This window comes from Type-A symbiont of Plautia stali (assembly GCF_059731155.1).
In genome coordinates this window covers 1718351-1732278 of sequence record NZ_AP035891.1, presented here as the reverse complement: position 1 = coordinate 1732278, position 13928 = coordinate 1718351, and the positions used below count along the sequence as shown (strand labels likewise).

Here is a 13928-nt window from a genome sequence, read left to right as displayed (position 1 = left end):
TCACTGTAAGTGGCGTAGACGATGAATGGCATTTCTGCACGTGCGCTGCGTCAAAAGGGGGCATTGCTCGGCAATTTGTGGTGCAGCTGTATAAAAATTCTCATTAAAAAACAGAACCCAGTACGCTGTCTGGCATCTTGTACTGAATTTGGATGTTTTACTTTGACAATCGCCTGCGCTTTTGCGAAAACATTGTCGAAGCAGAGAAAATTTAGCGGTTCGAAACAGAATTTCAGCTCTGTTTTGCGCAATTTCGCTAAATAAACTCAGCCTGACATTGGTAATGACGCATGATGTGGACAGACAGCATGCGTCATACGGATGGTCGCGTTACTGCACAGGCTTAAAGACTTCACTTCAGTAAGGCCCTGAACATTGAATGTTTTCAGGGTTTGGCAGGTAAAGGGAAGGAATTAAGAGAGACCATAATAATGGTAGACAACAAGAAACGCCCCGGAAAAGATCTGGATCGGATCGACAGAAATATTCTGAATGAACTGCAGAAAGACGGTCGTATTTCCAACGTTGAGCTTTCAAAACGTGTCGGCCTCTCGCCAACACCTTGTCTTGAACGCGTACGTCGCCTGGAACGTCAGGGTTTCATTCTGGGCTACACCGCGCAGCTGAACCCACACTATCTCGATGCTTCACTGCTGGTATTCGTTGAGATTACTCTGAATCGTGGCGCGCCGGATGTGTTTGAACAATTTAACGCCGCCGTACAAAAACTTGAGGAAACTCAAGAATGTCACCTCGTTTCCGGTGACTTTGACTACCTGTTAAAAACCCGTGTGCCGGATATGTCCGCCTACCGTAAACTGCTGGGTGAGACCTTGCTGCGCCTGCCGGGCGTCAACGACACCCGTACCTACGTGGTGATGGAAGAGGTCAAACAGAGCAATCGTCTGGTGATTAAGACCCGGTAACGCAGGGCAGGTGCAAAGCTTGCAGGATTTCGGTACACTCCTGTGAATTCATACAGGACCAGCGTCAGGCAAGCCTGACGCTGTTGCCTTCTTAATTTACAGGCACCTAGAGAGTTCTCTTGAGCCAGGAATATACAGAAGACAAAGACGTTTCATTACAACCACTGGGCAGCGGACGTCGGCTGCTGGAAGCGTTGCTCATCCTGGTGGCCTTGTTTGCCATCTATCTGATGGTGTCGCTGGTTAGCTTTAATCCCTCCGATCCCAGCTGGTCACAAACCGCCTGGCACGAGCCGATCCACAATCTGGGCGGCAGCGTGGGCGCATGGCTGGCCGATACCCTGCTGTTTATTTTTGGTGTGATGGCCTACGCCATTCCACCAGTGATTATTGGTCTGTGCTGGATCACTTTCCGTCAGCGCGATCGCCAGGATTACATCGACTATTTTGCGGTGGGCCTGCGGCTGATTGGCGTGCTGGCGCTGGTGGTAACCACCTGCGGACTGGCTGCGCTGAACGTGGACGATATCTGGTATTTTGCCTCTGGCGGCGTAATTGGCAGCCTGGTGAGCAATGCGATGGCGCCGTGGTTCAGCGGTGCCGGTGGCACGCTGACGCTGCTGTGCGTCTGGGCGGCGGGTATCACGCTTTATACCGGCTGGTCCTGGCTGGCAATTGCCGAGAAGATCGGCAGCGTGGTGATGGGCGTGCTGACCTTTGCCAGCAACCGCTCGCGCCATGATGAACCCTGGCAGGAAGAAGACGACTACGACGAGGCGCACCCCGACGAAGCGGTTCCGCCACTGCGCGCCGCGCCGGCTCAGGACGACGAAGATGACGTACTGCTGGCTAAGCCCCGACAGGTAGCGGAACCTGTGGCTGAAGTCGCCAGCGACGATCCCCTGCTGGCGAAAGCCAGTGCGGCTACCGCGGCTGCGCTGGCTGCCACCAGTGACGCCGCACGTCAGGCGCCGTCCGTCGCTGCACCTGAGCCATCCGCACCGGCGGTAAACGTAACACCACAACCTGCGCCGTCACCGCTGGCTGCGGCTGCCCCGGCATCAGCATCCGTTGCCAGTGCGCCTGCGGCGCCAGCCATTCCGGCAGCAGAACCCGCGCCAGCGGCTCCCCCGTTATACCGCTTCGAAGTGCCTGCGTCACCGGCCGCCGACGCCTTCTCGCTCGCTGAAGAAGATGATGGCCCGCGCATGGGTAACTGGCAGAGTGCCGATCAGGCCGCCACACCGCTGAATACGGCAGCCGCTGCCGCACTCGGTTCAGCGACGGCCGCCGCCGCTGCCCGCTCTGCCGCTTACACGCCAGCCTTTGATGTGGTGCCGGAGCGCGATTACAACCCGCAGGTGAAACAGGGCATCGGCCCGGAACTGCCGCGTCCTAACAAGGTTAAGCTGCCAACCCGGCGTGAGCTGGCCTCATACGGTATCAAACTGCCATCGCAACGCATGGCAGAAGAGAAGGCACGTGAAGAGGCCGACCAGCAGCAGCCGGAAATCTGCGCCAGCTGGCAAGTGCCACAGCCGCACGATGATGATAACTCTGCGCTGCAGGAAGCCCAGCTGCGCGAAGCGTTCCATTCGCAGCAGCAGCAGCAGCAGCAGCAGCGTTACGGTGACAGCTGGCAGCAGCAGCCGGCAGAGGAAGAAGATGAAGAGGCGCTGCAGCAGGCCCAGCTGGCGCAGCAATTTGCTCAGCAGCAGCAACAGCGTTACAACCAGCCTGAGCAGGAGAGCGCGCCGGTATTTAATCTGGATACGTCAGCAGCGTTTGATTTCTCTCCGATGAAAGATCTGGTTGATGACACGCCGAGCGAACCGCTGTTTACCATTGCCGCCACGCCAGAGCCGGACGCTCCGGCCCAGTGGCAGCAGCCAGCGGCACCTGAGCCGGCGGTACCCGCATCGCTGACTGAGGAAACCAGCCCGTGGTCAACGCCAGACGACGAGGTTTACGCCGCGCCGGCTGAAACGCCGAAGCCTGTCGCCCCTGCGCAGGACAGCCTGTTCCACCCCTTCTTGGTGCGTCACGAACAGCCGCTGGAGAAACCTTCCACGCCGCTGCCGACGCTGGATCTGCTGACGTCGCCACCGGCGGAAGAGGAGCCGGTGGATATGTTCGCACTGGAACAGACCGCGCGTCTGGTCGAAGCGCGTCTGGCGGATTACCGCGTGAAAGCCGAAGTGGTGGGCATCTCTCCAGGGCCGGTAATCACCCGCTTTGAGCTGGATCTGGCGCCGGGCGTCAAGGCCGCACGTATTTCTAACCTGTCGCGTGACCTGGCTCGTTCGCTCTCAGCCGTTGCGGTGCGTGTGGTTGAAGTGATTCCGGGCAAGCCTTATGTCGGGCTCGAGCTTCCCAATAAACATCGTCAGACCGTCTACCTGCGTGAGGTGCTGGACTGCGATAAGTTCCGCGACAACCCTTCGCCGCTGTCGGTGGTGCTGGGTAAAAATATTTCTGGTCAGCCCGTGGTGGCCGATCTGGCGAAGATGCCGCACCTGCTGGTGGCCGGTACCACCGGTTCCGGTAAGTCGGTTGGCGTCAACACCATGATCATCAGCATGCTGTATAAAGCCACGCCGGAAGAAGTGCGCTTTATCATGATCGACCCGAAAATGCTCGAGCTGTCAGTGTATGAGGGCATTCCCCATCTGCTGACAGAAGTGGTCACCGACATGAAAGACGCGGCCAATGCGCTGCGCTGGAGTGTGGTCGAGATGGAGCGCCGCTATAAGCTGATGTCTGCGCTGGGCGTGCGTAATCTAGCCGGCTATAACGAGAAGAGCGAACAGGCTGCCGCAATGGGCCGGCCAATTCCGGATCCGTTCTGGAAACCGGGCGACAGCATGGACACCACGCCGCCGGTGCTGGAAAAACTGCCGTACATTGTGGTGCTGGTTGATGAGTTCGCTGACCTGATGATGGCGGTGGGCAAGAAAGTCGAAGAACTGATCGCGCGCTTGGCACAGAAAGCCCGTGCGGCAGGTATTCATCTGGTGCTGGCTACCCAGCGTCCGTCGGTGGATGTGATTACCGGCCTGATTAAGGCCAACATTCCGACGCGCATCGCCTTTACTGTGTCCAGTAAAATTGACTCGCGTACCATTCTCGATCAGGGCGGTGCGGAATCCCTGCTGGGTATGGGTGACATGCTCTACATGCCACCTAACTCCTCAATGCCGGTACGTGTTCACGGCGCCTTTGTGCGTGACCAGGAAGTGCATGCGGTCGTGCAGGACTGGAAAGCGCGTGGGCGACCGCAGTACATCGACAGCATTACCGCCGGTGAAGAGAGTGAAAGCGGTGCTGGCGGACTGGACGGCGACGAAGAGCTGGATCCGCTGTTTGACCAGGCGGTGGCGTTCGTGGTGGATAAACGCCGCGCGTCGATCTCCGGCGTGCAGCGCCAGTTCCGTATCGGCTACAACCGCGCGGCGCGGATTATCGAACAGATGGAGGCGCAGGGCATTGTCTCGGAGCCGGGCCACAACGGTAACCGTGAAGTGCTGTCACCGCCACCTCACGAAATGTAAGACTTTTCTCCGCAGTGTTATACCGGGCCAGTGTAAACTGGCCCGTTGTTTATCTGTGGTCCGATCCCCATATCATTGGGAGCTTTCGGCTTTTTCTCCTGTCGAACTGATGGAGCGGCGACTACGGTTAATGCAGTAAGTGTCAGGAAACCATGAATAAGGAATCGTATCAGATGAAATTTCGCGTTATTGCCTGTGGCCTGCTGGCCGGTTTTGTTGCTTCTTCTGCCCTGGCGGATGCTTCCAGCGATCTGCAGCAGCGCCTTAATAAAGTGAACAGCTTCCATGCCAGCTTCAGCCAGAAGGTGACTGACGGCAGCGGCGCAAACGTGCAGGACGGCGAAGGCGAGCTGTGGGTGAAACGCCCCAGCTTGTTTAACTGGCACATGACTGCACCGGACGAAAGCGTGATTATCTCCGACGGTAAAAATCTGTGGTTCTATAATCCTTTTGTGGAACAGGCCAGCGTTAGCCTGCTGCAGAATGCCACCAGTAACACGCCGTTTATGCTGATTGCGCGTAACCAGCCCTCTGACTGGCAGCAGTACAACATCAAGCAGCAGGGTGATAATTTTGAGCTGACGCCTAAAAGCAGCGATGGCAACCTGAAACAGTTCACCATCAATGTAACTTCGGCAGGCACCATCAATCAGTTCAGCGCGATTGAGCAGGATGGACAGCGCAGCAGCTATCAGCTGAAGAGCCAGAAAAACGGCGCTATCAGCCCGGATAAATTCACCTTTACGCCGCCAAAAGGGGTAACGGTGGACGATCAACGTCAGTGAAGTGAGGGTGAGTAACCTGTCGCTGGATTTTGCACCGTCAAACGAGTTCAGACCGCTGGCTGCGCGTATACGGCCAGCGACGCTGCAGCAATATATTGGTCAGCAACATCTGCTCGCGGCCGGTAAGCCGTTGCCGCGCGCTATTGAGGCGGGTCAGCTGCACTCCATGATCTTATGGGGGCCGCCGGGTACCGGTAAAACCACGCTGGCGGAGATTATCGCGCATTACGGCAAAGCCGACGTCGAACGCATTTCAGCGGTGACTTCCGGCGTTAAAGAGATTCGCGAGGCCATTGAGCGCGCGCGGCAGAATCGCCAGGTTGGGCGTCGCACTATTCTGTTTGTTGATGAGGTGCATCGCTTCAACAAGAGCCAGCAGGATGCGTTTCTGCCACACATTGAAGACGGCACCATCACCTTCATTGGCGCAACCACGGAAAATCCCTCCTTTGAGCTGAACTCGGCACTGCTGTCGCGCGCCCGCGTTTATCTGCTTAAATCGCTGACCAGCGCGGATATTGAACAGGTGCTGGATCAGGCGATGCAGGATAAAACGCGCGGTTACGGCGACAGCGATATTCTGTTACCGGACAATACCCGGCGCATGATCGCTGAACTGGTCAATGGTGATGCACGACGCGCACTGAATACGCTGGAAATGATGGCTGATATGGCTGAGCTCAATGCGCAGGGACAGCGGGAGCTAACGCCACAGCTGCTGAATGAAGTGTCGGGTGAACGCGCGGCGCGTTTCGATAACAAAGGCGACCGCTTTTACGATCTCATCTCGGCACTGCACAAATCGGTTCGCGGTTCAGCCCCGGATGCGGCGCTTTACTGGTATGCGCGCATCATCACTGCCGGTGGTGATCAGCTGTACGTGGCGCGGCGGCTGCTGGCGATTGCTTCGGAAGATGTCGGCAATGCCGATCCGCGCGCGATGCAGGTAGCGATTGCCGCGTGGGATTGTTTTACCCGCGTCGGGTCTGCGGAAGGGGAACGTGCAATTGCCCAGGCAATTGTTTATCTGGCCTGTGCGCCAAAAAGCAATGCTGTCTATACCGCCTTCAAAGCGGCGATGCGTGATGCGCGTGAGTTCCCGGATTACGATGTGCCGGAACATCTGCGAAATGCACCGACGAAGCTGATGAAAGAGATGGGCCTCGGCAAAGAGTATCGTTATGCGCATGACGAACCCAATGCCTATGCGGCCGGCGAGGTGTTTTTCCCGCCGGAAATGGCGCAGACCCGCTACTATCAACCAACCAATCGTGGCCTTGAAAGCAAGATCGGTGAAAAACTCGCCTGGCTTGCTGAACAGGATCAAAATAGCCCGATAAAACGCTACCGCTGATGCTGATAAACGCGTTACGGTAAGGTGAGCAAGGATTTCAATGCATTCCGGTGGAATGCATTCCTCCATTCGTTCAATCAACCTTTTATTACACAGGATAAGCATGCTCGATCCCAATCTGCTGCGTAATGAGCCAGACGCAGTCGCAGAAAAACTGGCACGCCGGGGATTTAAACTGGATGTGGATACGCTGTGCTCCCTCGAAGAGCGTCGTAAGGTTTTGCAGGTAGAGACTGAAAACCTGCAAGCTGAGCGTAACTCCCGCTCCAAATTCATCGGTCAGGCCAAAGCACGTGGGGAAGATATCGAGCCGCTGCGTCAGGAAGTGAACGCGCTGGGCGAACGCCTGGATGCGGCGAAAGCAGAGCTGGATACCCTGCAGAACGAAATTCGTGACTTTGCGCTTGCGCTGCCTAACCTGCCGGCCGACGAAGTGCCGCTGGGTAAAGATGACAGCGAAAACCAGGAAGTGAGCCGCTGGGGCCAGCCGCGCCAGTTTGATTTCCCGGTGAAAGACCATGTAGAGCTGGGTGAAGCGGTCAAAGGGCTGGATTTCGCCTCGGCGGTGAAACTGACCGGTTCGCGCTTTATCGTGATGCAGGGCCAGATTGCCCGTCTGCATCGCGCGCTGAGCCAGTTCATGATCGATCTGCACAGCCAGCAGCACGGTTATCTGGAAACCTACGTGCCGTATCTGGTGAACCACGAGACGCTGTACGGTACCGGTCAGTTACCTAAATTTGGTGAGGATCTGTTCCATACCAAACCGCTGGGCGAAGAAGCAGGCAGCAGTAACTATGCGCTGATCCCTACCGCCGAAGTGCCGCTGACTAACCTGGTGCGCGATGAGATCGTTGAAGAGGAATCTCTGCCGATCAAACTCACTGCCCACACGCCTTGCTTCCGTTCCGAAGCCGGTTCTTACGGACGCGACACGCGCGGTTTGATCCGTATGCACCAGTTCGACAAAGTGGAGATGGTGCAGATCGTCGCACCGGAAACCTCCATGGACGCGCTGGAAGAGCTGGTCGGCCATGCGGAGAAAGTCCTGCAGCTGCTGAACCTGCCGTACCGTAAGGTGCTGCTGTGCACCGGTGATATGGGCTTCGGCTCAGCCAAAACCTATGATCTGGAAGTCTGGCTGCCGGCACAGGACACTTACCGTGAAATCTCCTCCTGCTCGAATATGTGGGATTTCCAGGCGCGCCGCATGCAGGCTCGCTGCCGCAGCAAAACGGACAAAAAACCGCGTCTGGTGCACACGCTGAATGGTTCAGGCCTGGCGGTGGGGCGTACGCTGGTGGCCGTGCTGGAAAAATATCAGCAGGCAGATGGTCGCATTGCGGTGCCGGACGTGCTGCGCCCGTACATGGGCGGGCTGGAATATATCGGCTAACTGGCATTCATGCACTAACCCGGCTCAGGCCGGGTTTTTTATTTCTTAAGCGCGTCAGCCATTATTTTTTAACCGGAATTAATCACAAATAAACGTTATCGTCATGGCTGCGCGTCAAACTATCAAAAATGTATAAATTCATCTAGATAGATTCAGATATAAGACCTTTCTGTAGTCCTGTAACCCGCTGAAGATAAAAATAATAAATTGTTCAGCAGCAAAATGTGCTGCGCTGTTTTTTTGCACATTGACTTTGCCATCGCCAATGGCAAACTGCGCGCAAATCTGTTCATTTCTTTTGGTTTTATTCCCTATGTCAACCTGGTCGCGCCCCGTCCTGCTGCTGCTTTGCGGCTTAATGCTGATGACGGTGTCTATTGCTGTGCTTAATACGCTGGTGCCGCTGTGGCTCACCCTCGATCAATTGCCTACATGGCAGGTGGGCATGGCGAGCTCTGCTTATTACACCGGCAACTTACTGGGCACCTTGCTGGCGGGCTGGTTGATTAATCGCTATGGCTTTAACCGCTGCTTTTACCTTGCCAGCGTACTGTTTGCGCTGGCAACCATGGGCATGGTGCTGCTGGACGGCTTTTACAGCTGGACGCTGCTGCGCTTCACCGCGGGCGTAGGCTGTGCACTGATTTGGGTAGTGGTTGAGAGCGCATTACTGTGCAGCGGTACCGTGCGCAATCGCGGTCAGCTGCTGGCCGCTTATATGATCATCTACTATCTTGGCACCGTTGCCGGTCAGCTGCTGGTGAGCCGTGTCTCGACAGAGCTGCTGCACGTCATTCCCTGGGTGAGCGCGCTGATCGTCTGTGCCGTACTGCCCGTGGTGTTTGTGCAGGTCAACGCCGGTGCGGCTACTGAAGAAGCCTCAACCGGGCGTATCTGGAGCATGCTGCGCCGCCGCAGCTCGCGTTTGGGTATCAACGGCTGCATTATCTCCGGTATCGTGCTCGGTTCGCTCTACGGCCTGATGCCGCTTTATCTTTCGCATCAGGGCATGAGTGATGCCACCGTAGGTTACTGGATGGCGCTGCTGGTCAGTGCGGGGATTGTCGGTCAGTGGCCGGTAGGCCGTCTTGCCGACCGCTTTGGTCGCCTGATGGTGCTGCGCGTGCAGGTGTTCGTAGTGATTCTGGGTGCGATTGCTATGCTAAGCGGAACGGCAATGGCACCGGCACTGTTTGTGCTGGGGCTGGCTGGCTTTACGCTTTATCCGGTGGCGATGTCCTGGGCGTGTGAAACGGTGGCGCATCATGAACTGATGGTGATGAATCAGGCGCTGCTGTTCAGTTATACTGTTGGCAGTCTGGTCGGGCCGGGGATGACCGCGATGCTGATGCAGAACTATTCCGATCGCCTGCTGTTTGTGATTATTGCGGTGGTGGCGCTGGTATATCTGGTGATGCTGCTGCGTAAAGCCGATCAGCACGCAACACCGGTGGCGCATGCCTGATGGCAGTTCTTAAACGGGACATTCGCAACCTGTCGCGCATGTCCCGGCGGTAACGCCTCTGTTTCTTGCCGGTAAGGCTTCAGCTAGAAGCCAACCGTCTCAATACATGACGTTATGGCCGTAACCGGCAAGAATATTTTTCACCCGCTCCATGGTCTCTTTCGTTGGCGGCTTCACGCTTTCCAGCTTGTACTCTTCACCCATCGCAATCCATTTATGCTTGCCGAGTTCATGATAAGGCAGCAGCTCGATTTTCTCAATGTTACTCATGTCTTTAGTAAATTCACCGAGGCGATGCACCGAATCGTCATCGTCCGAATAACCCGGCACCACCACATAGCGAATCCAGGTCCTTTTACCTCGCTTTTGCAGATAGCGGGCGAAATCCAGCGTGCGGTGGTTCGACACGCCGACCAGAATCTCATGGATATCGTCATTGATCTGCTTGAGGTCGAGCATCACCAGATCGGTCGCATCAAGCCGTTCATCGATCACCGGATCGTAACGGCGCACAAAGCCGTTGGTGTCGAGGCAGGTATGGATGCCCTCGCCTGGCAGGCGCGGAACCAGTCGCGCACAAATTCAGCCTGCAGAATGGCTTCACCGCCGAATGCCGTCACGCCGCCACCAGACGCATTCATAAAGTGGCGATACGACAGCACATCCCTCATCAGCTCATCGACGGTGATCTCCTTACCGCCGTGAGTGTCCCAGGTATCGCGGTTTTGGCAGTACAGGCAGCGCATCAGGCAGCCCTGGAAGAAGGTGATAAAACGGATGCCGGGACCGTCAACGGTGCCGCAGGATTCAAACGAGTGGATACGACAGATGGTTGACATTGCGATGTATTCTCCGGTTCAGCCTGGCGAGCAGGCGGCACAATCTGTGTTGTGCTGTGTTGTGCTCTGAGGATGTAAGTCGGTTTTGCCAGACTGCCTGCAAAAGCAGACTGGCAAAACTGGCTTGTGGAGAAAAGGCTCCCGCAGGAGCCTTTCGATTACAGTGAGAAGGATTACAGCGACTGAGTAAACGTACGGGTAATCACATCCTGCTGTTGCTCTTTAGTTAGCGAGTTGAAACGTACGGCATAACCGGAAACGCGGATGGTCAGCTGAGGATATTTCTCAGGGTGCTCCATGGCATCCAGCAGCATTTCACGGTTCATGACGTTGACGTTCAGGTGCTGGCCGCCTTCGATACTGGCTTCGTGGTGGAAGTAACCATCCATCAGGCCAGCAAGGTTGGTTTTACGCACGTTATCATCTTTACCCAGCGCATTCGGTACGATAGAGAAGGTGTAAGATATACCGTCTTTGGCCTAGGCAAATGGCAGTTTGGCCACGGAAGTCAGTGAAGCGACAGCTCCTTTCTGGTCACGGCCATGCATTGGGTTGGCACCTGGTCCAAATGGCGCACCGGAGCGGCGACCATCCAGCTTGTTACCGGTTTTCTTACCGTATACCACGTTGGAGGTGATGGTCAGTACCGACTGCGTTGGCACCGCATTACGGTAGGTCTGCAGTTTCTGAATTTTCTTCATGAAACGTTCAACCAGGTCACAGACCAGGTCATCCACGCGCGGGTCGTTGTTACCGAACTGTGGATATTCACCTTCAATTTCGAAGTCCACTGCCAGACCATCGGCGTCACGGACGGGTTTCACTTTGGCATATTTAATCGCTGAAAGTGAGTCCGCGGCGACAGACAGGCCCGCGATACCACACGCCATGGTACGATAAACGTCACGATCGTGCAGCGCCATCAGCGCGGCTTCATAACTGTACTTATCATGCATGTAGTGGATGATGTTGAGTGACGTGACGTACTGTTTTGCCAGCCAGTCCATGAAGTGGTCCAGACGCGCCATCACGGTGTCATAATCCAGCACATCGTCAGTGATTGGAGCTTCTTTCGGGCCGACCTGCATTTTCAGCTTCTCGTCCACACCGCCGTTGATTGCGTACAGCAGTGTTTTAGCCAGGTTGGCACGTGCGCCGAAGAACTGCATTTGTTTACCGACAATCATCGGGCTCACGCAGCAGGCGATGGCGTAGTCATCATTGTCAAAGTCCGGACGCATCAGGTCATCGTTCTCATACTGCAGCGATGAGGTGTCGATGGAGACTTTTGCCGCATATTTTTTGAAGTTAACCGGCAGCTTCTCAGACCACAGGATGGTCATGTTTGGTTCCGGTGATGGACCCATGGTGTACAGCGTGTTCAGGAAGCGGAAGGTGCTTTTCGTCACCAGCGTACGACCGTCAACGCCCATACCAGCCAGTGATTCAGTGGCCCAGATTGGGTCGCCAGAGAACAGCTCATCGTATTCCGGCGTACGCAGGAAGCGCACCATACGCAGTTTCATCACCAGATGGTCAATCAGTTCCTGCGCCTGCTCTTCGCTCAGTTTACCGGCTTTGATATCGCGCTCGATGTAAACGTCGAGGAAGGTGGACACGCGACCAAACGACATCGCGGCACCGTTTTGTGATTTCACTGCTGCGAGGTAACCGAAGTAGGTCCACTGTACCGCTTCCTGCGCGGTGGTGGCTGGCAGGGAGATATCAAAGCCATATTTGGCTGCCATCTCTTTGATCTGGCCCAGTGCGCGGTGCTGTTCAGAAATCTCTTCACGCAGGCGAATGGTGGCTTCGAGATCAACGCCATTTTCCATGTCACTCTGCAGTGAGTTAAACTGAGCCACTTTGTCTTTCATCAGGAAGTCGATGCCGTACAGCGCGACGCGACGGTAGTCACCAATAATACGACCGCGGCCGTACGTATCTGGCAGACCGGTCAGCACGCCGGATTTACGGCAGCGCAGGATATCCGGGGTGTAAACGTCAAACACGCCCTGGTTGTGGGTTTTGCGGTAATCGGTGAAAACTGTCTTCAGCGCCGGATCCAGCTCGCGGCCGTAAACTTTACAGGAGCCTTCCACCATTTTGATGCCGCCAAACGGGATAATGGCGCGTTTCAGCGGGGCTTCAGTCTGCAGACCAACGATGGTTTCCAGCGATTTGTTAATATAGCCCGCATCGTGTGAGGTGATGGTAGACGCTAAATCAGTGTCGAAATCAACCGGTGCATGGGTACGGTTTTCAATTTTGATGCCTTCCAGCACGCTGTCCCACAGTTTGGTGGTGGCTGGCGTCGCGCCGGCGAGGAATGCTTCGTCACCTTCATACGGCGTGTAGTTTTTTTGGATGAAGTCACGGACGTTGACGCTGTTCTACCATTCACCGGCGCTAAATCCTTCCAACGTATGGCGCGCTGCTCAGCACGCCCGTACTTAATGACTCAGTGCGCGGACTCACCGTCGCGCAGATAGATAACCCAATAGGTCAACCCGACTAACAGATCGCCGCCAATGATGTTGCCGATGGTTACGGGAATCAGGTTATTAACACAATAAAGTCGCCAATGCCCAGTGCAGGAAATTGCGCCGCGCTGGCACCGGTCATCTGCCAGAATTCCGGGCTGGCAAAATCGCGAATCATGATGGCCATCGGGATCAGGAACATATTGGCGATGCTGTGCTCAAAGCCGCTGGCTACAAACATCGCAACCGGTAAAATCATCGCCACCATTTTGTCGAGCAGGCTGCGGCCGGAGTAGCTCATCCACACCGCCAGACACATCATCAGGTTAGCCAGTGTATAGAGGCTTACCGCTTCGATAAACGTATGATGCATTTTGTGGTCGGCGGTCTGTAAGACATTCAATCCCCAGGCACCATTTGCGACCATATGCTCACCGGCCAGCCAAATCAGCGCGCCGCACAGGTTGCCAACGTAGACATTGAGCCAGTGACGGCCCAGTTGCAGCCAGGTAATGCGTCCGCTGGCTTTTGCCACCATAATCAGCACCGTTGAAGTAAACAAATCAGCGCCGCAGACAACCACCAGCATCTCACCCAGTGAGAAGCAAATGCCACCGATCAATTTGGCCATGCCGTACGGCATAGTGCCGCTGCCGGTCGTGGCGGTGATATAAAACACAAAGGCGATGGAAATAAAGACGCCAGCGGTAATAGCCAGAAAGAAGGTGGTTAAGGGATGTTTAGTCGCTTTATAGACACCGGCATCTTCTGCGACTTTTGCCATCGCCGCCGGTAATAATGAATTAAAAGGGTTGTCAGCTTTCACACTAAGGCTCTCCAGAAATTGTCTGTAAAGATACTAACAAAGGAGTATAGGTCAGGAGTTGATGTGGATCATATTTGCCGAAACGGCAGGGTTAAGCAAAGCCGCAAAACGAACCGAAATTCAATTAAGCCATTGAAAATTAATAAATGATTTTTGATTTATGCAAAATGAGTTGAAGGTGAGGCTGGCTTCAGCACTGTTTTGTTAAATGCTGTTTATCAATAATAGTGAATTGTTATTTATTATTTTCTGCGCACGATAAATTTTCAGCGGCATAAAAAAGGGCACTGCATGCTAACAGTG

Annotated in this window: 6 protein-coding genes and 3 pseudogenes; 6 read left to right on the top strand and 3 right to left on the bottom strand. The window is 55.2% G+C overall.

Annotated features, from left to right (window positions below):
* The first annotated feature begins 431 nt into the window (after positions 1–431).
* From lrp to AC6I8M_RS09265, 6 genes are all read left to right on the top strand, one after another.
* Complete coding sequence (lrp, locus tag AC6I8M_RS09290) at positions 432–926, top strand: leucine-responsive transcriptional regulator Lrp (RefSeq protein ID WP_006118610.1); 495 nt, start codon at positions 432–434, stop codon at positions 924–926.
* A 119-nt stretch (positions 927–1045) separates the two neighbouring features.
* Positions 1046–4477, top strand: coding sequence for a DNA translocase FtsK 4TM domain-containing protein (locus AC6I8M_RS09285; RefSeq protein WP_010618287.1), 3432 nt, complete (start codon positions 1046–1048; stop codon positions 4475–4477).
* 173 nt (positions 4478–4650) lie between these two features.
* The gene (gene lolA / locus AC6I8M_RS09280; RefSeq protein WP_010618286.1) at positions 4651–5262 is read left to right on the top strand and encodes an outer membrane lipoprotein periplasmic chaperone LolA; all 612 of its coding nucleotides are present in this window, start codon (positions 4651–4653) and stop codon (positions 5260–5262) included.
* 7 nt (positions 5263–5269) lie between these two features.
* A complete protein-coding gene (locus AC6I8M_RS09275; RefSeq protein WP_010618285.1) occupies positions 5270–6616 on the top strand; it encodes a replication-associated recombination protein A in 1347 nt (448 codons plus the stop codon).
* Between the two features lie 103 nt (positions 6617–6719).
* Entirely contained in the window at positions 6720–8012 is a 1293-nt protein-coding gene (gene serS, locus AC6I8M_RS09270; protein WP_498013768.1) for a serine--tRNA ligase, read from the top strand.
* 313 nt (positions 8013–8325) lie between these two features.
* Entirely contained in the window at positions 8326–9477 is a 1152-nt protein-coding gene (locus AC6I8M_RS09265; protein WP_498013767.1) for an MFS transporter, read from the top strand.
* A gap of 99 nt (positions 9478–9576) precedes the next feature.
* Here the strand turns inward: AC6I8M_RS09265 and pflA are convergent.
* The 3 pseudogenes from pflA to focA form a co-directional block, all read right to left on the bottom strand.
* Positions 9577–10316, bottom strand: a pseudogene (gene pflA, locus AC6I8M_RS09260) (pyruvate formate lyase 1-activating protein).
* Between the two features lie 173 nt (positions 10317–10489).
* A pseudogene (pflB, locus tag AC6I8M_RS09255) lies at positions 10490–12739 on the bottom strand (formate C-acetyltransferase).
* A gap of 38 nt (positions 12740–12777) precedes the next feature.
* A pseudogene (gene focA / locus AC6I8M_RS09250) lies at positions 12778–13625 on the bottom strand (formate transporter FocA).
* Positions 13626–13928 lie beyond the last annotated feature (303 nt).

Coding starts and splice junctions, on each gene's coding strand:
- AC6I8M_RS09265 (WP_498013767.1), top strand. CDS start 8,326: ATGTCAACCTGGTCGCGCCCCGTCCTGCTGCTGCTTTGCGGCTTAATG.
- lrp (WP_006118610.1), top strand. CDS start 432: ATGGTAGACAACAAGAAACGCCCCGGAAAAGATCTGGATCGGATCGAC.
- lolA (WP_010618286.1), top strand. CDS start 4,651: ATGAAATTTCGCGTTATTGCCTGTGGCCTGCTGGCCGGTTTTGTTGCT.
- serS (WP_498013768.1), top strand. CDS start 6,720: ATGCTCGATCCCAATCTGCTGCGTAATGAGCCAGACGCAGTCGCAGAA.